This is a genomic window from Kitasatospora humi (genome assembly GCF_020907985.1).
Lineage (GTDB): Bacteria > Actinomycetota > Actinomycetes > Streptomycetales > Streptomycetaceae > Kitasatospora > Kitasatospora humi.
Genome location: NZ_JAJJPA010000002.1, coordinates 108,307 through 128,212, shown reverse-complemented (window position 1 = coordinate 128,212; position 19,906 = coordinate 108,307). Strand labels below are relative to the sequence as shown.

Here is a 19,906-nt window from a genome sequence, read left to right as displayed (position 1 = left end):
TTTTTAACCGAGTAACGTTTTCATGGGCGGCATGAGTCAGACAGACATTCCTCCCGTGCTCGTGACCGGGGTGACGGGCCGGATCGGCCGCGTCGTCCACGACCAACTCCTCGACGCGGGCGTGCCGGTCCGCGCCCTCGTCCGCCGCCCCGAGGCGGCGGCGATGCTGCCGGCGGAGGTCGAGGTCTTCACCGGCGACCTCACCGTGCCGGAATCGCTCGACCCGGCATTGAACGGCGCCGGTGCGGTCTTCCTCGTGTGGACCGCACCGCCTGAGACCGCCGCGGCGGTCGTGGAGCGGCTGGCAGCCCACGTGCGGCGGGTCGTCTTCCTCTCCTCCCCGCACCAGACGCCGCACCCTTTCTTCCAGCAGCCCAACCCCATGGCGGTGCTGCACGCCGACATCGAGCGGCTCATCGCAGCCAACGCACTCCAGTCGACGATCATCAGGCCGGGGATGCTCGCGTCGAACTCGCTGGCCTGGTGGGCGCCCGCGATCCGGAAGGGTGAGCTCGTCCGGTGGCCCTACGGCGCCGCCGAGACGGCACCGGTCGACGACCGCGACGTCGCAGCCGTCGCGGCACGGACGCTCCATCAGGACGGGCACGTCGGAGGTGATTACGTCCTCACGGGCCCCGAATCGCTGACCCACGCCGCGCAGGTGGGCATCATCGGTGACGCCCTGAGGCGACGGATCGCGTTCGAGGAGATGACACCGGACGAGTTCCGGAGCCTGTCGAAGGGCAGGGCGCCCAGCCCTGTCGTCGACATGCTGCTCGCCGCGTGGAGCAGTGCGGTCGGACAGCCCGCGTACGTCACCAGTACGGTGGCCGACATCCTCGGGACGGCGCCGCGAACGTTCCGCCAGTGGGCCGCTGACCACGCCACCGCGTTCACGGAGGGTCCGGAGGGTTCATGACCTCGTCCACCGAGCCCACCACCTGCTCCTTCACACCGGTCAGCCGTCGGCGGGTGGCCCCCATGCGGTGCGGCGCCGGGCGACCGTTCGCGGCGTGATCCGTTCGATCAGGAGTCGACGTGGTGCGCGAGGTGCGGCCGCCGCGACCTACATGCGGTCAGCGGGCGATGTGCAGGGCGCAGATGTCGTCGCGGCGCGCCTGCGGTCCGACGAGCGCCCGCACGAGAGCGTCGACGCAGCGCCGATCGCCCACGTGGATCGGGGCGCTGCGCGCCAGACGGGCCAGCCCCTCGTCGAGGGTCTCGCCCGGGGTCTCGACCAGCCCGTCCGTGTAGAGGAACAGGTGGTCCCCGGGCAGCAGGTCGAGGGTGGACGCCTCGTAGTGCGCGTCCGTGGTGGCTCCCAGCAGCGTGCCCGCGGGGGCCGGTAGGAAGCGGGCCCGGCCGTCGCGCACTAGCAGCGGCGGAAGGTGCCCGGCTTGGACCCAGGTCAGCCGGGAAGCGGCCGGGTCGTAGCGGGCCATGATCATGGTCGCGGTCTCGAAGCCCTGGTCCGGCGTGTGCAGCAGCAGGGTGTTGAGACGGGTCAGGATGGCGGGCAGCGGCGTGCCGGTGATGGCCATGCCCTTGCCGGTGAAGCGCAGCAGCGCCATGGTGGCCACTGCGTCCAGCCCGTGGCCGGCGACGTCGCCGACGACGAACAGCGCGTCGTTGTCGGGCAGTTCGATGGCGCTATACCAGTCGCCGCCGAGGCTGAGGCCTTCCTGCAGGGGCTGGTAGGCGACGTCGACGGTCAGGCCCGCCAAGAGCCGGGTCTGGCGGGACACCGGCAGGAGGGTCTCCTGGAGACGGGCGGCCAACTGGCGTTCGGCGGCCAACTGGCTCTGCTGGGCGAGCACCTCCTGCTGGTGGTCGAGGAGCTGCTGTTCCGCGTGCTTGAGTGCGGTCAGGTTCTGGAAGAAGCCGTGGACCTCCACCGGATCGGCGTGCGCGTCGAGTTCGGCCTCCGCGACGATCCGCACGTGCCGCACCTGTCCGCCCGGAGTAGTGATCCGGAAGGTGTGATCGATCGGCTGACCGTCGCCCAACAGCTGATGAACAGCCCCGCCGAGCGCCGGAAGGTCCTCGGCCGGGACGTGCGAAGGCAGTTCCTCCAGGGTCATCGGCCCCTGAGCCGGATCACGGTCGAAGATCGTGTAGACCTCCTCCGACCAGGTGATCACATCGCGAACCAGGTCCCAGTCCGCCCAGCCCATCCCCGCCAGCCGCTGCATGACCGCCAAACGGCGCTGCTCACGCTCACCCGTGTCCAGACGGGTCCAGGAGACGACCAGGCCGCCGCGGCACGGCACCGCCCGCACCCCGTAGCGCGAGCGGTGCGGGATGCCGGCCGCAACCTCCTCGTACTCCAGCTCACCCTCGTAGCACTCACCGGTCTCCAGGGCCTTCAGATAGCCCCGCCACAGCTCACTGTCGGCCGCCCCGGGATACGTCTGGAGCACCCCGAGCCCGATCAGCTCCCGACCCCGTCGGCCGCCGATGTCCACCGCGTCGGGCGAGGCCGCCGCGAAGCGCAGATCCGCGACCTCTCCGCCCGGGCCGAGGACCGGCTGGAGAAAGGTCACCGACCCCGGCACGCCGGCCAGGACCTCCTGAACCGCGGACACCGCCGAATCGGCAGCCGCGTTCCGGACGGCCGGCTGCTGGCGAACCAGGTACCGGCGCGACGAGAAGACTCCCCCGTCACCGGTCCCTCCGGGCCGCATGACCTCGTGCTCGGCGTCGACATCCATGAGACGAGCATGACACATAGGCTCCCAACACTGCTGCGCCGTGCGAGAGCCACCGGCACGCAGGTACCTGAGACCCCTGCATCATCCCGCGTTGCAGGAGATTGCGCCATGGCGCCCGGGGTGCTTCTTCCTGGCGGACCGGGAACGGTGTGTGCAACGAATGCGTTCAGGGACTCGGCAGTCGCTCGACACACTCATGAACTGCTCGGACCCGGGCTCCACCTGGACGGTCAGACCAACGCTCGCGGAGCCCGAAGGCGGGAGCCCGCACCGCCGCCGTCTGGGAATCGGACGGCGGCGGTGCCGGCGGGCCGGTCAGGTGTTGCTGTCCCAGAGGGAGCTGCCATTGCACGTGTACTGGCCGGTGCCGCTGGGCCGGTAGACCACGAGGTTGCCGTCCGGCTGGAAGCAGGGGTAGGCACCGGGGTTCCCGCCGGTCCGCGAGTTCCACAGGGCGGTGCTGCCCGAGTAGACGACGAAGTTGCCGTCGGTCTGCGCGTCCGCCACGGTGGTTCCGGAGTTCACCGTGCCGCTGTACCACAGCGCCGAACCGCTGGGCCCGTAGATCACCAGGTTGCCGTCGGTCTGCATCGCCAACTCGTAGTTGCCGGAACAGAGGTTGACGCCCTCGCCGATGCTGGTCCCGGGAGTGATGGCGATGTTCCCCGTGGTGCTGATGGTGCAGTTGGTGAAGGTGGCCGGGTGCACCGCCGCCGGGGCCGAGTGGAGGTCCCGTGTGGTGAGGCTGAGCACTGGCGCCTTGGCGGCGGCGGTCGCGGTGCCGGGGGCGACGACGGCTGCCAGGGCCACGGCCACGAGTGCCGTGGCGGCACGGGCGGCAGACCGCGACTGACGGAGCGGCATGGGGGGTGCCTTTCTGCTCGATGGTGGGCTTGTCGCGAGGCCGTCCAAGGAGTAGCAGACCGAACTCAAATTCCCTTGATCACAAGGGCGTTCGGCTTTGGAGTGGCTTGATCTCGGCGGACTCTGTCCTGCCCGTCCGTCTTGACGCGGACGCGATGGGTCCGGTCGTGACACTCCCCGGCGGTGAGGGTCACAGTGCGCCGCTTCGTCGACCGGGTGCTTCAGGCGTGCGTCGACGTGGACGGCAGGTACTGTTCCGCAGCTGTTCCGCGACCTGCTGTCACGTGCCCGAGCTGATCCATGTCCAGGCGAGTTGCTTGACCCACCTGGCCGCCTCGTCGGGCCTGGTCGGGGGTGCAGCGACGACGACGAGTTCGGTGACGCCTGCCGCGGCCAGCCCGGGCAGGTGCTCCGGGGTGCCGTCGCTCGGGGCGACGGCGACCGTGAGCTCCTCGAGGTCGCGACCGTGGCGGGCGCACTCCCGGGCGAGGACGGCGATGCGCGCCGGGATGTCGGCCACGGACAGGTTGAAGCCGTACCAACCGTCGGCGAGCGTGACCGCGCGCCGCAGTGCGGTGTCGCTGTTGCCGCCGATCACGACCGGGAGCCGGCCGTCGCGCAGCGGCTTGGGGTTGACCCGGATCGCGTCGAACCGGGTGAACTCTCCGGTGTAGGAGGCGGGGTCCCGGGTCCAGATGGCGCTCATGGCGGCGAGGTACTCGTCGGTGCGGCGTCCGCGTCCGGTGAAGGGGACTCCGAGAGCGGCGAACTCCTCGGCCGACCAGCCGACGCCTACACCGAGGCTGAACCGTCCGGCGGAGAGTACGTCGAGTGTGGCGGCCTGTTTGGCGACCAGGACCGGGTTGTGCTCGGGCAGCAGGAGCACCCCGGTGGCGAGTTCGATCCTGTGGGTGACCGCTGCCGCGAAGCTCAGGGCGAGCAGTGGGTCCAGCCAGTCCGCGTCCGCGGGTACGGCGATCCGGCCGTCCGCGGAGTAGGGGTAGCGGGAGGCGGGGGTGTCCACGAGCACCACGTGCTCGCCGCACCACAGCCTCGCGAAGCCGTGCGCCTCCGCAGCCGTGGCCACGGCCCGGATCACCTCGGGGCGGGCACCGTCACCGATACCGAGCGCGTGCAGCCCTACCCGCATCCAGGCACCTCCTGCCCCACCCTAGATGACTGATGCCAAGGGCTCGCTGGCACGCATGACATGAAGCGAGGGAGTCCAAAGATCGGTTGTGACGCCTGATCTGGACTCCCTCGCGACCGCACTCTACGTGAAGACCGACGACCTGCTGAAGGAATCGCCGCATCTGGCTCCGTGGCGTCCCGAGATCGGCATCGCGCCCAAGCTCAGCGACGCCGAACTGGTCACGCTGTCGGTGATGCAAGCACTGCTCGGCTTCGTCTCCGAGCGCCGCTGGATCCGCTACGCCCGCGGCAACCTCCAGCACCTGTTCCCGTACCTGCCCGGGCAGTCCGGCTACAACCGGCGCCTGCGCAAGACCGCGGACCTGATCGCCCACGTCAACCGGCAACTGGCCACTGACACCAGCCTGTGGACGGACAACGTCTGGGTGGTCGACTCCACCCCGATCGAATGCGGACGCTCCCGCGAGACGGTCAAGCGCTCCGACCTGGCCGGATGGGCCGAGTACGGCTACTGCGCCAGCCATTCGCGGTTCTTTTGGGGCCTGCGGCTGCACCTGGTGTGCACCCTGCACGGCCTGCCCGTCGCCTTCGCGCTCACCGGCGCCAAGGCCGACGAGCGCACCACCCTGCTGGACATCCTGGACACCGAGACCGCCCTCGTGGCTGCCCGGCCCGGCCAGACGCTGATCGGGGACAAGAACTACTACGGCGCCACGTTCGAGCGTGAGCTCACCGAGCTGGAGATCCGGCTCCTGCGGCCGGCCCGCAAGGGCGAACCCGTGCGGGCCGGATCGCAGCTGTTCAGGCCGCTACGGCAGGTCATCGAGTCGGTCAACGACACCTTCAAGGGCCAGCTCGACCTCGAACGGCACCACGGCCGCACACCCGGCGGCGTCATGGTCCGCGTCCTCCAGCGGATCCTCGCGCTGACCGCCGCGATCTGGCACAACGACCACACCGGCCAACCCGTCATGCGCTCGCTGACCGCCTACGACCACTAAATCCCTTGGCATCAGTCATCTAGGCACGAGGACACGGGCACGAGCGACGCGGCACGCCGTCCGCCAGGAGCTGGGGCGCCGCCCGGCGAACGAGCCGCAGGCGCGCCGGTGTGCCTGCCCCGGGCAGTCGGCCCGCGCAGCGCCGCGGGGCGGGAGGAGTGCCCCGGTCTGGCGTGGGCCTTCCCCGGTCTTCAATGGCGGATCAGTCCCGTGCGTTTCACGGTGGCGAGCAGCGGGGTGACATCGATGGCGGTGACCGCCTCCAACGGGCCGACGGAGTCGGTGAGGAAGCCGTACAGGGCGTCGAGGTCCGCGGCGGCGACAGCGACGACGAGATTGGCCGGGCCGGTGGTCGCCGCACAGAACCAGACGTGCGGGTGGGCACTCAGGGCCTGCGCGGTCGCCTGCAGCGCCCCCGGCCGGACGGCGATCCACAGCAACGCCTCGGTCCGGGCCCCGAGCAGGGCCAGATCCATCCGGTGGCCAGGCGCAACACCCGGCCGCTCGTCTCCGCACTGGGCTTCACCAGGACGGCGCAGGTGGAAGAACTGCTCGACGTCATGGAGGACTGGCGCGGCACCTCCGACCAGTGGCTGTCGGTGTGGGGTGTGAAGTTCGGTCTCGACGGCGGACTGGAGGCCGGCGCCACTGAGGAGCCGTACGCGTGCGACCACTCCTACTCCGGAGTGCTGATGTGGGAGCCGGACGCACTGGTCGAGGCAGTCGAGGCGGTGGTCCGGCGCGGCTGGCGCGTCGGTACGCACGCCTACGGCGACCGGGCGGTCCGCACCCTCCTCGACGTCTACGAGCGGGTTCTGGAGCGCAACCCCGGTCTGCCCGCCGGAACGCTGGTCATGGAGCACGGCGGACTGGCCGGCCCCGAGCAGCGCGCCCGCGCCGTCGCCCTGGGCTCCGCGGGCTCCCAGTGCTCGATCCAGCGGCCGCGTCGGCGTACCGGTTCCGGTGCGCCGACGCGCTCCGGGGCGTCGGCGCGGCCGGCGGTCTCCGTGCGCAACGGGTTTCCTCCTCACCCAATGTGTGAATGCGCCAAGAGATCCCGTTCGGCCGATTCGCGTGCCGTCAGAGTGAGCACCATGACGGTAGATCACCGCACCGCGGCCCAGCGGTCCACTTCTCCACCGTTCCACTGAGCCGCCTTCCCGGGGCGCCGCTTTCGCCGCGTACCGGTTTGGGAAATGTGCACCGCTGGATGCGCCCTCGACGCACAACGGATGATGAACCGCCACGTTCCGCAGCCCCGGATGGGGTCAGCCTTTCCGAGCACCTCGGTCCCCGGGGAGGTGCCCGGGCGGAGCAGGGACAGTTCCGCATTCTGAAGCCACAGTTGTCCGCTACGCCGCATACCGGCAGCACGATCGGCGATCCGCTGCACGTGGAACTCACCGATTCGCCAGAGGCATTGGGCTGGAGGGGGCGGGCGAACGGTTCGACGTGTCGCCCGTCCTCATCCAGAAGCCCGGGGAGCATCCGCGAGCCTTCGACGTCCCGGACGACGTTCTGCTGGGCGTTCCGATCAGTCATCCGAACCACCCGGGGATCGCCGAACTCGGGCTGAAGTGGCAGGCCGATTCCGCCACTTCCGACATCAGCCCGGAAATCGGCGGAACCGGTCACCCGGCGGCTCCGTTGCGCAGCCGGTACGTCGGCTCAGAGACAGGCCGGACGACCGTCCATCAGGTCGCGACGGTACTTCACCCTTGCTCGAAGACCCGGCCGAAGGTCCGCGTCAGCGCCGCCAGCGCCCCCGCGTAGCCGTGCTGCGGTGGCGTGGCGTAGCCGAGGACCAGGCCAGGCCGGTGCGGCCCGGGCTCCGACCAGTAGTCCCCCAGGGCGCTGAGGGCCAACGACTCGCGCCTCGCCGCGCGCAGCACCTCGCGCTCGCTCGGCCCCTTGGGATCCCAGCGCACCAGGGCGTGCAGGCCCGCACTCTGGCCCACGAGTTCGACCTGCGGCACGTGCGCGGCCAGCGCTGCGGCCAGTTGGCGACGGCGCTCCCGGTACTGGGTCCGGCAGCGCCGGATGTGCCGGTCGTAGGCGCCGGAGGTGATCAGCTGGGCCAGTACCATCTGGCTCAGCGCCGCCGAGTGCTGGTCGGCGTTGCGTTTGGCCACCGTGACCGGCTCGACCCAGTTTGCCGGTAGCGCCAGCCAGGACAGCCGAAGCCCGGGGGCCAGGGTCTTGCTGGTCGTACCCGCATAGATGACCCGGCTCGGGTCCATGGCCTGAAGCGCGCCGATGGGTTTGCGATGGAACTGGAACTCCCCGTCGTAGTCGTCCTCGATGATGACGGCGTCGCACTCACGGGCCCAGGCGACCAGCTCCCGGCGGCGCGGAGCGGAGAGCGCGGAGCCCAGCGGGTACTGGTGGATGGGCGTGATCAGCACCGCGCTCGACCGGCCGATGGTCTGCGTGCGCACTCCCTGCTCGTCGACCTGGGCGGTGAGCGTGTCCAGCCCGGCGGTTCGGACGATCTCGCGGAATAGGGGGTACGAGGGGTCCTCGAACGTCATCGTCGGCGTCCTCAGGTCGGCGATCACCTTGGCGAGCAGCCCGAGCGCCTGGGTGAACCCGTGGCAGACCACGATCCGGTCCGGGTGGGTGATCACCCCCCGGGTCCTTCCCAGGTAGGCGGCGAGCGCCCTGCGCAGTTCGAGGCGTCCGCGCGGGTCACCGTAGTCGAGCGCCTCCGCCGGCGCCTCGCGCAGCACCCGCTGGGTGGCCGCGACCCACGCGGCCCGGGGGAAGAGGGTGACGTCCGGCAGGCCGGGTCGCAGGTTCCATCGCGGTGCCGGAAGGCGGCCGGACGGCTGGTCGCGGACCGGCTCGACCTCCAGCCGGTCCCGCCGGCTCGCGACCCGGGTGCCCGAGCCGTGGCTGGCCTCCAGGTAGCCGCCCACGGCGAGGTGCTCGTACGCACGGGCGACCGTTCCCCGGGCGACTCCGAGTTCCAGGGCCATGCTGCGGGTCGACGGCATCCGGGCGCCCGGTGGCAGCCTGCCGTTGTCGATCGCCTCGCGAATCGCCGCGGCCAGCCGGTCCGCCCTTCCGCGCCGATGACTCAGATCGAATTCGAGATGGAGATCGAGCGACGCGGCGGACCATTCGATGAGCATGGAACCGGACCTTATCTTCCCGAGCGGTCGCCGAAGAATCGAATGTGACGGCTTCAACTCGACGACCCGGCGCCGGCGATGGCGGGCTACTCCGCCGGCGGGCGCTCCGGCCGCATTCGTCAGCACCCGACGCGGAAGATCCAGGAGACCGCTAGCGCCCCGCTCACCTCTGGCGGTAGAGTCCTGAGGACTCACCTGCGGTCGACCGTTCGACTTCAGTGGTGTGCGCGCCGAGGAGGCGGGGCGAACGACGGGGGCCTGACTGGTTGCATCAGCGCGGCAGCGAACAGGGTTCGCACGCTTCCCTTTTCTGCCGTTTACGGCCCGCCTCATCATCGCAGGCCGTCTGCACCGTGTGCCGTCCATCTGTTTCGCCGCACCTCTCGTGACATGTTTGTCAAAGCAGTGAGCTGACGATTCATCAGATTCTGCCGATCATTGACCGACGATCACGACAGCCTTTAGCATGAGCACGACAGACCATCGAACGAGCGGGGAACCCTCAATGCCGAACCGGCGCCTCCTTGTTATCGGCAGTGGCGGCAAGCCATTTCGTGAATACGCTCTGGCCGCTATGAGTCGCCGGGTCGACATCGTGCTCGCAGGCGATTCCGAAATATCCTGGCAGCAGCCGTACGTGACGGAATTTCACCGCATCGACTCGTACGATCCCCAGGTGCTGGAGGCCCTGATCCGCGAGGTCGCACCGGACGGGCTGCTCACCTATGACGAGCTGCTGGTCGAGCCGGTGGCCCGACTCGCCGCCGCCGTGGGGCTGCCGTACACCGATGCCGAGGCGGTCCGCCGCTGCAAGGACAAGAGCGCGCTGCGCGCCGTGCTCGCCGAGGCCGGTCTGAGCCCGGTGCGGTTCGCGGTGGCGGCGACCGAAGAGGATGCGGTGCGCGCGGCCGAGGAGATCGGCTACCCCGTCGTCCTCAAGCCCCGCGCCCTCGGCGGCAGCATCGGTGTCGTCCAGGTGCAGGACGAGAAGGAACTGCTCGCGGCGTTCACGGTGGCGGCCGACGCGAACAGCAACGGCATCGTGTCGGCGCACTCCGGGGTGCTGATCGAGGAGTACCTCGACGGCCCCGAGTACAGCGTCGACGCCGTCACCTGGCAGGGGCGCACCACTCCCCTGGTGGTCGCCGAGAAGGAGATCGGTTTCCCGCCGTACTTCGAGGAGACCGGCCACATCGTCCCGCCGGCACCGCACCCCGACCTGGCAGCCGCCGTCGACATGGTGGTCCGGGCGCACGCGGTGGTGGGCCTCGACCGGCTGGTCAGCCACACGGAGTTCAAGCTGACCAGCCGGGGCCCGCGGATCGTGGAGATCAACGTCCGCCTCGGTGGTGACCTGATCCCCTACCTCGGCACGCTCTCCAGCGGGGTCGACGTGGCCGGTGCCGCCGCCGACGTCGCGGTCGGCCAGGAGCCCGACCTGTCCACGGACCGCTCGCGGCACGCGGCGATCGGCATGATCTACCCCGAGCACGACATCCGGCTGGAGTCCGTGACGCTGGGCGGCGAGGCCGACCGCGCGGGTCTCGACCAGTTCACCACCTTCGTCCCGGCCGGCACCGAGGTCCGGCTGCCGCCCGCGGGGTTCCTCTCCCGGATCGGGCTGGCGATCGTCAGTGCCGACACCCGCGAGGAGTGCCAGTCGCTGCTCGCCGGCGTCCGTGCCGACGTGGTCGTCGAGGGCACGCCGCTGGACTCGCGATGAGTGCGACCGCAGACTCCGTGCAGTCGGTGCCCGCGGAGGCCGAACGCTCGGTCTTCCAGGTGGTGTTGAAGGCTCCGCGCCCGGTCAAGGTGCTGGTGGCCGGGGTGTTCCTCAACCGCACCGGCTCGTTCTTCTCCACCTTCCTGGTCCTCTTCCTGCGCCAACTCGGCTTCTCGCTCGGTCAGATGCCGATCGTCCTGCTCTTCGTCGGCGTGGCCACACCGGTCGGCTCGATGCTGGGCGGCTGGGCCTCGGACCGCTTCTCCCGACGAGCCGCGCTGGTCTCCTCGACCCTGCTGGCCGCCGGCGGGCTCGCGGTGATCGGCTTCTCGCCGAACCGGACCGTGGCGCTGGTCGGGGTGTTCCTCGCCGCCATGTTCGCGCAGGCCTACCTGCCCGCCGCCTCCGCGCTGCTGGTCGACAACACCCATGAGCGGGACCGGGTGCCGACCTTCGCGTTCTTCCGGCTGGCGCTGAACCTCGGTGCGGCACTCGGCCCGGTGATCGCCGTCTTTATCGCTCCGCACGGCCTCAAGGGCCTCTTCCTGACCAGCGCCTGCTGCTACACGGTGTTCGCCGCCGTTCTCTGGTTCGGGCTGCGCCGCCCGCCCGCGGAGCCGGCCGCGACCGCCGCGACCGAGCAGGCCGACCAGAAGACCGGGGCCGGCCGCACCCAGCTCGGACTGCTGATGTTCTTCGCAGCGGTGCTCGCCATCACCGTGGTGTACGTCCAGTACTCCTCGTCCGTCTCACTGGCCGTCAGCGCCGCACACAGCGACAGCGCCTACGCCTCCCTGCTGACCCTCAACGGTGTGCTGGTCATCGTCGCCGAGATGCCGCTGAGCGCCTGGACCAGGCGCCTGCCCTGGTGGATCCCGCTGGTGCTGGGCACCGCCGCGATGGCGGTCGGGATCGCGATGTCCGGGGCCCTGCACTCCTACCTGCTGGTCGCCACCGGAGTGCTGGTGTGGTCCGTGGGCGAGATGCTCTTCTCGCCGGTGGTCAGCAGCGCGACGGCGGCGCTCTCCCCGGCCGACCGGATCGGCCGCTACCAGGGCTACCTGTCCACCGTGCAGGCCGCGGCCTTCGCCCTGGGGCCCGCGATCGGCATCTTCGTCTACGGCCGCTCCGCCGGCGCCCTGTGGGCGGGCTGTCTGGTGGTCGGCGTGCTCGCCTGTGCCGGGATCGCCGTCGCCGGGCGCTCTGCGAACCGCGGCGGGGCGCGCTCGGCCGCAGCCGAGGTCTGATCAAGCCACCCCTCATCCACCGATTCCACCAAGACGGCACCGCGTGGCCGTATCCGGGAGAACCGCAGTGCAAACTGACCACGCATCCCCTGTCACCGGCCCTGCCGCCGAGAGCACTCCCGAGGTGCTGACGGCCTGGCTGCGCTCGGCCCGGACCGGCGGGGTCCGCCTCGTCGAGAAGGACACCACCCGGCTGATCCCGTGGTCCCGGGTCCGCGAGGACGTCGATGCGCTCGCCGCCCGGCTCGCCGAGCGCGGTGTCCGCCGCGGCCGCCGGATCGGCATCCGCGGGCACAACTCCTACGAGTGGCTCGCCCTGGACCTGGCCCTGCTGCAGCTGGGAGCCGTCCCGGTGGCGGTCCCGGTGCCGGACTTCAAGGGCACCTCCAACGCCGACGTGGCCGCCCGCTACGGTCTGGCCGCGGTGTTCGCCGGGAAGGAGAGCCGCTCCCCGGCCGACGGTCCCGAGGTCGCACCGCTGGAGCAGGTCCTCACCGAGGTCGCCGTCGAGCCGATCGCCGAGCCGCCGGCCCCCGAGGGCAAGCAAGTCAGGGTGAGCGACCGCGAGGTCTTCACCCTGGCCTTCTCCTCGGGCACGGCCGGCCGGGTGAAGTGCCTGCTGCTGGCCTGGCCCGGGGTGCAGGCCCTGGTCGAGGCGCAGAGCGCGGCCTACCCGTGCCGTTCCGACGACCGGATCATGATCGCGCTGCCGCTGTCCACCTTCCAGCAGCGGTACCTGTGCTACCTCGCCATCCGCAACGGCTGCGAGGTCGTCATCACCACGGCGGCCCGGATGCTGCCGACCCTGCCGCTGACCAAGCCCACCATCATGCTCGGCCCGCCGAACTTCTACGAGTTCGTCGAGAAGCGCTACCGCAACCTGGACCCCGCCAGGCGTCAGGAGCTGGACGAGCGGGCGGCCCTGGCGGAGCGGATGCCCGAGGCCGAGGCGTTCGAGTGGCGGCGCTCGGTGTTCAGCGAATTCCACGACATGTACGGCGGCTCGCTGCGTCTGGCGCTGGTCGGCTCCGCTCCGGTCCGGCCCGAGATGCTGGACTTCTTCACCCGGGCCGGCTTCGAGCTCTACCAGATCTACGGGATGACCGAGATCGGGTACCTGACCTGGAACCGGCGGGAGGGCAACCGGGCCGGCTCGGTGGGCACCGAGGTGTACCCGGACACCGTCCGGATCGCCCCGGACGGCGAGGTACTCGTCCAGCACCAGTGGCACCTGTGCGTCGGTTACGAGGGCGAGTCCCCCGAGGACACCGCCGCGGTGTTCCGCGCCGCCGACACCATCGCCACCGGCGACATCGGCGAGTTCGACTCCGACGGCTACCTGCACCTCAAGGGCCGCAAGAAGAACATCATCATCACCACAGGTGGCCACAAGATCCAGATCGAGGATCTGGAGGCCGAGCTCTGCAAGCCGGACAGCGTGCACCAGGCGGCACTCTTCCCGGTCGAAGACGGGGTACTGGCCGCCGCGGCCTTCTACGAGGGCCCCGAGGAGCGGACCCGCGCCGCCGTCCTGGGGTCGATCAGCCAGCTCAACACCCGCCTGGGTGCCGGGCTGCAGATCCGCCGGCTCGCCCTGGTGGCGGGTGCCCTGACACCGGAGAGCCCGCTGCTCAACCGGAACCTGAAGATCAACCGTGAGGCGGTCAAAGCGGCGGTGTCCGATCAGCTGGCACCGCTGTAGTACCGCGCCGATCCGATTCACCCGGCCCGCAGCGGGCCGGTAAGCACCAGGAGAGCACTGATATGACCGAAGAACAGACCACCCTCCCGGCCGTGCCGGTGGAGGACGTCGCCCAGCTGTGGCGCACGCTGCTGCACCGCGACGACGTCGCGCACGACGTGTCGTTCATCGAGCTGGGTGGCGACTCGCTGCTGATCATCGCCATGCTGTCGGAGATCGAGGAGCAGTTCTCGGTCTACCTGGAGGCCGAGGACGTCCTCGCGGACCTCACCGTGACCGGCATCGCCACCGCCATCGCGAAGGCCCGCGACGAGGCCTGAGCCCCCGCACGACGAAGCGGCCCGCCCCCGGAAGACCGGGGGCGGGCCGCTTCGTGGTGCCCGGTGGTACGTCAGACGCCGGCCGGGGCCGGCTCCGCGACCACGGCCGCGGCACGCAGCAGCACCGCGCACTGCTCGTCGAGCGAGCGACGGGTCAGCGTGGCCTCGGGGGCCGCCGCGTCGAAGCCGTGGAAGGCGCCGGGGAACTGGTGCAGCTCGGTCGGCACGTCGGCGGCCAGCAGCCGCACGGCGTACCGGATGCCCTCGTCGCGCAGCGGGTCGAACTCGGCCGTCATGACGTAGGCCGGCGGCAGGCCGGTGAGGTCGGTGGCCCGCCAGGGAGCGGCGTACGGCGAGACCTCGCCGCGGTCGCCGGTGCCCAGGTAGTGGTTCCACATGTGCACGCTGTTGGGCTGGTTCCAGCCCGGCGTGGTGGTGAACGCCCGCATCGACGCCGTCTCCAGGGCGTCGTCGATCACCGGGTAGAGCAGCATCTGCAGCATGATCCGCGGCCCGCCCAGGTCGCGGGCGGCCAGCGACACCGCGGCGGCCAGCGCCCCGCCGGCGCTGCTGCCGCCGACCGCGATCCGGTCGGGGTCCACGCCGAGTTCGGCGGCGTTCTCGGCCACCCAGACCAGGACGTCGTAGCAGTCCTGGAAACCGGCCGGGAACGGGTGCTCCGGAGCCAGCCGGTAGTCCACGGAGACCACCAGCGCGCCGGTCCTGCGGGCGATCTCGGCGCACCGGGCGTCCTCGGTCTCCAGGTCGCCGGAGACGAAGGCGCCGCCGTGGAAGAAGACCAGGGCGGCCGAGGCCGGAACGCGGTCCGCCGGGTCGTAGACCCGCACCAGGACGTCGGGCGCACCCTCCCGGGCCGGCACGTACCGGTCGGTGGTGGTCAGGCCCTCGGGAGCAGCGGGCCGCAGGGCCTTGGAGAACTTGAAGGCCCGCTCGAACGCGGCACGCACGCGCACCGGGTCGGCGAAGTCCAGGTCCGGTTGGAGGCCGGCCGCGCGGACGAGTTCGGGATCGGTTCCATCGGGGACGATGAGCGTCAAGGTCGGTGCCCGTTCATGTGTTCAGGTGGTGGGGAGAGCTCGAAGGCGGCCGGTGGCCGGCGGTCGGCGAGCGCGGGGAAGGTGGTACGGGCCTGGGCGACGCCGCCGAGGTCCAGCTCGATCGAGCGGACCTCGGCGGCCGTGCCGGTCTCCAGCAGGATCTCGCCCCAGGGATCGATCACCAGGCTGTGACCGCCCAGGGCCACGTCCCCCTGGGTGTCGGCGGCGTTCACCGCGACCACCACGGCCTGGTTCTCGATCGCCCGGGCGCGCAGCAGCAGCCGCCAGGTCTCGATCCTGGCGAGCGGCCAGGCGGCCGCCACGATCAGCAGCTCCGCGCCCTGAGCGGCCTGGGCCCGGAACAGTTCGGGGAAGCGCAGGTCGTAGCAGGTGGCGAGGCCGGTGCGGCCGAACGGGGCGGGGACCACGGCGATGCCCTGGCCCGCTGTCAGCAGCCCGCCCTCGCGGGAGTCGTAGCCGAAGAGGTGGATCTTCCGGTAGGTGTGCAGGAGTCGGCCGTCCGGTCCGAGGAACAGGCTGGTGTTGTACAGCCGGCCCTGCTCGTCCCGCTCCACCAGGCTGCCCGCGTGCACGTGGGCGCCTGCCGCGCGAGCGGCCTCGGAGAGCGCCTCGACCGCGCCGCCCGTCAGGGGCTGCGCGGTCTCGGCGTAGTCGTCGAAGTGGAAGTAACCCGTGGCCCAGAGTTCGGGCAGGACCACGAGGTCCGAGCCGTGGCAAGCGGCGATCCGCTCGCATGCCACGGCGATCCGCCGGTCGAACGACAGCGTACGGTCGGTCCCCTCCTGGATCAGGGTGAGACGCATGGGATGTCCTCGCTCCAGCGCGACGTCAGCGGGCCTGGCCGACCAGCAGGAAGGCGTCGAGCGGGCCGAGCTGGCCCCGGAACAGCTTGTCCAGGTCGGCGTCGCCGGTGGTCGGCAGCTCGCCGTACAGCTCGTCCAGGGCCTGGTAGGCGCCGCGCACGGTCAGGCTCGGCGCGTCCAGGATGTCCTCCTGGCCGAGCCACCTCGCCAGGTGGCGGGCCGCCTCCAGCACCTCCTCGGGCGCGTCCTGGTGCGGGTGCGGGTAGAGCTCGCCGGACTCCAGCAGCTTTCGCATGAGCCGGTAGAAGATCGGGCTCTCACTGCGCGCCGTCAGGTACACCGGCCGGTCCGCCGGGCACTCCGGCAGCCCGGATTCGACGATCCGACGGTGCATCAACTGGCGCATCACGCCGCCGGACTGGCGGGTGGGCACCATCCCGGTGGAGTCGAGGTAGACCAGGGTGAAGGTGTCGTACGGCAGCACGTGGTAGCCGGTCCAACCGACCATGGCCCCGTCGGCGTCCGAGATCAGCACGAACTCGGCCAGCCGCTCGAGGTACCCCTCCTTGCTGCGCTGCGCCCAGTACGGGGTCATGTCCGCACCGAAGCTGCTCGTGGTCACCGGAATCAGAGCCCGGTAGATCCGCTCCTGTCCCGACAGGTTCAGCACCTGCCCGGGGCGGCTGATCACGAAGGCGGTGAGGCCGGAGCCCAGGTCGATCTTCTCGCACGCCTCGGCGGCGGCGCCGAGGACGTCGGCGACGGCGGGCAAGGTGGTCGCTTGGTCCTGAGTGGTGGTCGTCATGGGGGAGATCGTTCCTTCTGGTCAGGGCTCGGTCGAGAAGAGGACACCATGGGCCGAGGCGGTGCCGCCGGCCAGCTCACCACCGTCGACGATCAGCTGCTGACCGGTGATGAACTTGGCCTGCGGCGAGGCGAGGAAGTAGAAGGCCTCACCGATCTCCGCCGGGTCGGCGTGCCGGCCGGCCGGAATCTTCTTGTTCACCTCGGCGAGCATCTCGTCGGTGTACTCGGCCCGCTGCATCGGGGTCATGACGTAGCCCGGGCTCACGCAGGCGGTGCGCACGTGCGGCGAGAGCTCCAGCGCCAGCGAGCGGCACAGCGCGAGCACGGCCGCCTTGGAGGCGTTGTAGTCCGCGTAGTACGGATAACCGGCAGAGCCGTTGGTCGACGCCGTCGCGAGCAGGACGCCGTCCTTGGCCTGCACCATGTGCCGGGCGGCGGCCTGCCACAGCGCGATGACGCCCATCAGGTTGATGTCGAGCAGCTTGCGGACGTCCTTCTCGGTCATCTCCAGGAAGGTCCGCCGCAGGCTGATCCCCGCGTTGGCGATGGCGACGCCGATGCCGCCGTGGGTCGCCGCGACGGTGTCGACCGCGGCGGCGACCTGGGCGAAGTCGGTGACGTCGACCTGGACCCACTCGCCCACGGCGTCCTCGGGGGCCGGGGGCTGGAGGTCGAAGTTGATCACCCGGTCACCACCGGCGGCGAAGCGCCGCGCGGTGGCCAGACCGATGCCCGAGGAGGCCCCGGAGATGATGACGCTGCGGTTGTGCATGGTTCCCTTTATCCGAAGGTGTATTCGAGGTCAGTCGGAGTGGTCCGGTACAGCTCGTCGAGCCCGTCCCGGTACCGGAGTCCGGTGGCGAGCGCGTCGCGCAGCTCGTCGAGGTCCGTCGGGTCAGCCTCCCACAGCGCGCGGTGCAGGCACAGGGCCAGTTCCTCGAACATGGGCAGCGCCTTGTCGAGCCAGTGGTCGTCGCGGTTCTGCAGCGACAGGCCTCTGGTCACCAGCCAGCCCGCCGTCAGCACGGCCGCACCGCTGTCCGCGAAGTGGTGGTGACGGCGCGACAGGTAGCGCAGCAGCTCCGCGAGGTAGGCCTGTCCCAGCGAGGCGCTCGGGAAGAACGACGCGGCCGAGACGACGCCCAGCACGTCGGCGTAGGTCTCCTCCAGCGTCATGGCCTCGAACGGGGTCAGACCCGGCGCCGGGTTGCCGCTCCCCTGGACGTTGCCCCGCCGCCAGAAGTGGGCGAGGTCGTGGCAACGGAACCAGCGCAGGGAGGCACGCAGCGTCGCGTCCAGATCGGTGGTCGCACCCGCCTCCTGGTAGCGGTCGAGGAGAGCGACCGAGCAGCGCTCCATCCGCTCCGCGTGCACATTGGCGAAGACCACCGTGAACTCGGGCCCGGCCACCCGGGAGTGCGGCGCCTCCAACGGGAAGAAGTGGGCGAAGTTCTTGTGCCCGACCCGGGATTCACCCCCGGCCAGCAACAGGTCGACGATCTGCATGGTCGGGTGCTCCGCCTGGACCGACTTGGCCGTGCCGCCGAGGAGTTCACCGATCCGGGGCTGGATGCCGGGCAGTACCTCGTTCACGGTGTCGATCTCCCGCTGCAGCGAGGCGTTGGGGAGCACGACCAGGAAGCCCAGCGGCAGGTGGACGGTGTTCATCGCCCAGGTGTTGAGCGGGCCGCAGTAGAGCCAGGGGGTGCCCTGCTGCGGCTCGCTCAGGGTGACGTCCTTCCACACCTGGGTGTGGGCGTAGTGCAGCAGGCGCTCCGCCGCACAGCGGGCCTGGGGCACTGCTCCGGCCGCCGCGCCGTCCTGCTCGGCCTCGGCGAACTGGGTCAGCTCGTGGGCGGCCGCGGTGAGCAGCGGGGCGATCCGGCGCAGGTGCGCGTCGGCGGTCACGGCCTCGGGGGCCTCCAGTGCGGCCACCGCGTCGATCAGGGTCTTCGTCTGGACCAGGTGGGCCCAGCCGGTCGGGAAGAGCTCCCTCAACTGCGCGTACTGCGGGTCGACATGAGTGACCGCCAGCAGCGGGTAGTCGCTGTGCCAGTACGGGGTCCGAGTCGCGGGGACGCGCACCGGGATGTCGAGCAGCTCGGTCCGGGCCTGCGGCTCGGCGGTTGAGGTCAGGGGCATCAGGCGCTCCGGGGCTCGGCGACGGAGGCCGCCACGGTCAGCGGGGCTGCCGGGGTCGACTGTGCGGTGTCGGCCGACTCGGCTGGGATCAGGCTGACCGACCACTTCTTGCGGTTCGCCAGGAAGGCGAAGACGTGGCCGAGGTACTGCACGGTGAACCAGAGCGGCAGGAAGGCGGTGAAGGCCGGCGCGGTGCCGGTCTGGACCCAGCCGATGGTGGCCCAAGTGACCACGCCGATCGCGGCGGAGAGCGCGACGGTGGTCGACAGGTCGGTCTGCTGCTGGCCCCAGTCGTCGGCCTTCGGCTTGGCGATGGTGCCGATCACCAGGCCGGCGATGACGGCGCCGACCAGACCGGCACCGCCGGCCTTGGCCATCTCGATCGGGGTGGTCGCCTTCGCACCGATCAGGAAGTGGTACAGCACGCCGAGGCCGATGCCGACGATCAGGCCGGGCAGGTGCATCGACGGCTTGCGCCAGTGCTGCGGGGAGGCCATCTCCAGGTCGGCGGCACCGCGCGGCATCCGGTAGACGGGCGGCCAGATCAGGCCGGTCAGGTCCAGGTACGGACGGTAGGCGTCACCGGCGAGGGCGATCAGGCGCTTGTCGTAGAGGATGCTGCCGATCACGTTGTAGACGTTCAGGACGATGGCCAGCAGCAGCAGGTCGGTTGTCATGATGGGCAGGCACAGGAACATGCCGAAGAAGGCGGTGTGGACCGGGAAGCGGATCCAGCGGCGGGTGCCGACCTTCCAGGCGATCAGCTTCGGCCCCTCGGCCTTGGCGATCTGCGCCACCAGGGTGGTCGAGCCGAAGGCGAGCCCGCAGTCGTACTCGAACAAGTGGAGCTGCCAGTACCAGAGCCAGTGGGCCACTGCGAGGACGTACATGATGACCATCGGCACACCACTCAGGTGCCAGACCACGTCATCGGTGTGCTGCCACAGCGCTCCGGCGCAGAGGATGTAGACCACGTTGCAGAGCGATTCGACCGACCGCCAGGCGATGGCTTCCATTCCGGTCTTCGCCTTGACGACGCGCTTGACCCGCAGGGTCGCCAGTCCGGAATGCTGGAGGCCGAAGCCGAGGATTAGAAGGGTGTCTATTGTGAGTTTGGCAGTAGTGCCCATGATGAGGTCTCAGTCCCAGGTGTCAGATTGCCGGGCTGGCATGCGCGTAAACAGCCGAAACCGGCGCCGAGATGGCATCGAAAATCTGCTT

18 protein-coding genes and 1 pseudogene are annotated in these 19,906 nt (G+C 70.5%); 8 read left to right on the top strand and 11 right to left on the bottom strand.

From position 1 onward, the window contains the following. Positions 1 to 31 precede the first annotated feature (31 nt). Positions 32 to 919 carry an NAD(P)H-binding protein gene (locus LN042_RS03000; RefSeq protein ID WP_230048179.1) on the top strand — a complete coding sequence of 296 codons (888 nt, stop codon included), beginning with the start codon at positions 32 to 34 and terminating at the stop codon, positions 917 to 919. A gap of 157 nt (positions 920 to 1,076) precedes the next feature. Here the strand turns inward: LN042_RS03000 and LN042_RS02995 are convergent, their stop codons facing one another. The 3 genes from LN042_RS02995 to LN042_RS02985 form a co-directional block, all read right to left on the bottom strand. After that, on the bottom strand, positions 1,077 to 2,711 hold the full coding sequence (locus tag LN042_RS02995; protein WP_230048178.1) for a PP2C family protein-serine/threonine phosphatase: 1,635 nt from the start codon (positions 2,709 to 2,711) through the stop codon (positions 1,077 to 1,079). 315 nt (positions 2,712 to 3,026) lie between these two features. After that, on the bottom strand, positions 3,027 to 3,575 hold the full coding sequence (locus LN042_RS02990) for a hypothetical protein (RefSeq protein ID WP_230048177.1): 549 nt from the start codon (positions 3,573 to 3,575) through the stop codon (positions 3,027 to 3,029). Positions 3,576 to 3,855: 280 nt separating this feature from the next. Then, positions 3,856 to 4,725 carry an LLM class F420-dependent oxidoreductase gene (locus tag LN042_RS02985; protein WP_230048176.1) on the bottom strand — a complete coding sequence of 290 codons (870 nt, stop codon included), beginning with the start codon at positions 4,723 to 4,725 and terminating at the stop codon, positions 3,856 to 3,858. Positions 4,726 to 4,813: 88 nt separating this feature from the next. Between LN042_RS02985 and LN042_RS02980 the strand changes: the two genes are divergently transcribed. Continuing rightward, entirely contained in the window at positions 4,814 to 5,728 is a 915-nt protein-coding gene (locus tag LN042_RS02980; RefSeq protein WP_230048175.1) for an IS982 family transposase, read from the top strand. Positions 5,729 to 5,919: 191 nt separating this feature from the next. Here the strand turns inward: LN042_RS02980 and LN042_RS02975 are convergent, their stop codons facing one another. Next, positions 5,920 to 6,204, bottom strand: coding sequence for an Lrp/AsnC ligand binding domain-containing protein (locus LN042_RS02975; RefSeq protein WP_230048174.1), 285 nt, complete (start codon positions 6,202 to 6,204; stop codon positions 5,920 to 5,922). A 3-nt stretch (positions 6,205 to 6,207) separates the two neighbouring features. Here LN042_RS02975 and LN042_RS02970 point away from each other — a divergent pair, with 3 nt between their 5' ends. After that, positions 6,208 to 6,879, top strand: a complete 672-nt coding sequence (locus LN042_RS02970) for an amidohydrolase family protein (protein WP_230048173.1) — start codon at positions 6,208 to 6,210, stop codon at positions 6,877 to 6,879. A gap of 202 nt (positions 6,880 to 7,081) precedes the next feature. Further along, positions 7,082 to 7,501, top strand: a pseudogene (locus LN042_RS37940) (nitric oxide synthase oxygenase); the annotation flags it as partial. Here LN042_RS37940 and pdxR read toward each other — a convergent pair. Continuing rightward, complete coding sequence (pdxR, locus tag LN042_RS02965; protein WP_230048172.1) at positions 7,441 to 8,862, bottom strand: MocR-like pyridoxine biosynthesis transcription factor PdxR; 1,422 nt, start codon at positions 8,860 to 8,862, stop codon at positions 7,441 to 7,443. The pseudogene LN042_RS37940 and the gene pdxR sit on opposite strands and share 61 nt — an antisense overlap. A gap of 637 nt (positions 8,863 to 9,499) precedes the next feature. Between pdxR and LN042_RS02960 the strand changes: the two genes are divergently transcribed. The 4 genes from LN042_RS02960 (at position 9,500) to LN042_RS02945 (ending at position 13,854) form a co-directional block, all read left to right on the top strand. After that, positions 9,500 to 10,585, top strand: a complete 1,086-nt coding sequence (locus tag LN042_RS02960) for an ATP-grasp domain-containing protein (protein ID WP_230048171.1) — start codon at positions 9,500 to 9,502, stop codon at positions 10,583 to 10,585. Further along, positions 10,582 to 11,832 carry an MFS transporter gene (locus tag LN042_RS02955; protein WP_230048170.1) on the top strand — a complete coding sequence of 417 codons (1,251 nt, stop codon included), beginning with the start codon at positions 10,582 to 10,584 and terminating at the stop codon, positions 11,830 to 11,832. The genes LN042_RS02960 and LN042_RS02955 overlap by 4 nt, the downstream gene beginning before the upstream one ends. 67 nt (positions 11,833 to 11,899) lie before the next feature. Continuing rightward, positions 11,900 to 13,534 (top strand): AMP-binding protein, encoded by a 1,635-nt coding sequence (locus tag LN042_RS02950; RefSeq protein WP_230048169.1) that lies wholly within the window; start codon positions 11,900 to 11,902, stop codon positions 13,532 to 13,534. Between the two features lie 62 nt (positions 13,535 to 13,596). Continuing rightward, on the top strand, positions 13,597 to 13,854 hold the full coding sequence (locus LN042_RS02945; RefSeq protein ID WP_230048168.1) for a phosphopantetheine-binding protein: 258 nt from the start codon (positions 13,597 to 13,599) through the stop codon (positions 13,852 to 13,854). A 71-nt stretch (positions 13,855 to 13,925) separates the two neighbouring features. Here LN042_RS02945 and LN042_RS02940 read toward each other — a convergent pair whose 3' ends face one another. From LN042_RS02940 to LN042_RS02915, 6 genes are read right to left on the bottom strand one after another with little or no spacing between them, the layout of a single operon-like run. Then, complete coding sequence (locus tag LN042_RS02940; RefSeq protein ID WP_230048167.1) at positions 13,926 to 14,912, bottom strand: alpha/beta hydrolase; 987 nt, start codon at positions 14,910 to 14,912, stop codon at positions 13,926 to 13,928. Next, positions 14,909 to 15,736, bottom strand: a complete 828-nt coding sequence (locus LN042_RS02935; protein ID WP_230048166.1) for a nitrilase-related carbon-nitrogen hydrolase — start codon at positions 15,734 to 15,736, stop codon at positions 14,909 to 14,911. Before LN042_RS02935 ends, LN042_RS02940 begins: the two co-directional genes overlap by 4 nt. 25 nt (positions 15,737 to 15,761) lie before the next feature. Then, positions 15,762 to 16,541 (bottom strand): hypothetical protein, encoded by a 780-nt coding sequence (locus LN042_RS02930; RefSeq protein WP_230048165.1) that lies wholly within the window; start codon positions 16,539 to 16,541, stop codon positions 15,762 to 15,764. A 21-nt stretch (positions 16,542 to 16,562) separates the two neighbouring features. Continuing rightward, positions 16,563 to 17,315, bottom strand: a complete 753-nt coding sequence (locus LN042_RS02925; protein ID WP_230048164.1) for an SDR family NAD(P)-dependent oxidoreductase — start codon at positions 17,313 to 17,315, stop codon at positions 16,563 to 16,565. Between the two features lie 8 nt (positions 17,316 to 17,323). Continuing rightward, positions 17,324 to 18,685 (bottom strand): DUF8614 domain-containing protein, encoded by a 1,362-nt coding sequence (locus LN042_RS02920; protein WP_230048163.1) that lies wholly within the window; start codon positions 18,683 to 18,685, stop codon positions 17,324 to 17,326. Continuing rightward, positions 18,685 to 19,815: a hypothetical protein gene (locus tag LN042_RS02915; protein WP_230048162.1), complete on the bottom strand. Its 1,131-nt coding sequence runs from the start codon at positions 19,813 to 19,815 to the stop codon at positions 18,685 to 18,687. Before LN042_RS02915 ends, LN042_RS02920 begins: the two co-directional genes overlap by 1 nt. Positions 19,816 to 19,906 lie beyond the last annotated feature (91 nt).

Coding starts and splice junctions, on each gene's coding strand:
- LN042_RS03000 (WP_230048179.1), top strand. CDS start 32: ATGAGTCAGACAGACATTCCTCCCGTGCTCGTGACCGGGGTGACGGGC.
- LN042_RS02995 (WP_230048178.1), bottom strand. CDS start 2,711: ATGGATGTCGACGCCGAGCACGAGGTCATGCGGCCCGGAGGGACCGGT.
- LN042_RS02990 (WP_230048177.1), bottom strand. CDS start 3,575: ATGCCGCTCCGTCAGTCGCGGTCTGCCGCCCGTGCCGCCACGGCACTC.
- LN042_RS02985 (WP_230048176.1), bottom strand. CDS start 4,725: ATGCGGGTAGGGCTGCACGCGCTCGGTATCGGTGACGGTGCCCGCCCC.
- LN042_RS02975 (WP_230048174.1), bottom strand. CDS start 6,204: ATGGATCTGGCCCTGCTCGGGGCCCGGACCGAGGCGTTGCTGTGGATC.
- pdxR (WP_230048172.1), bottom strand. CDS start 8,862: ATGCTCATCGAATGGTCCGCCGCGTCGCTCGATCTCCATCTCGAATTC.
- LN042_RS02955 (WP_230048170.1), top strand. CDS start 10,582: ATGAGTGCGACCGCAGACTCCGTGCAGTCGGTGCCCGCGGAGGCCGAA.
- LN042_RS02945 (WP_230048168.1), top strand. CDS start 13,597: ATGACCGAAGAACAGACCACCCTCCCGGCCGTGCCGGTGGAGGACGTC.
- LN042_RS02935 (WP_230048166.1), bottom strand. CDS start 15,736: ATGCGTCTCACCCTGATCCAGGAGGGGACCGACCGTACGCTGTCGTTC.
- LN042_RS02930 (WP_230048165.1), bottom strand. CDS start 16,541: ATGACGACCACCACTCAGGACCAAGCGACCACCTTGCCCGCCGTCGCC.
- LN042_RS02925 (WP_230048164.1), bottom strand. CDS start 17,315: ATGCACAACCGCAGCGTCATCATCTCCGGGGCCTCCTCGGGCATCGGT.
- LN042_RS02920 (WP_230048163.1), bottom strand. CDS start 18,685: ATGCCCCTGACCTCAACCGCCGAGCCGCAGGCCCGGACCGAGCTGCTC.
- LN042_RS02915 (WP_230048162.1), bottom strand. CDS start 19,815: ATGGGCACTACTGCCAAACTCACAATAGACACCCTTCTAATCCTCGGC.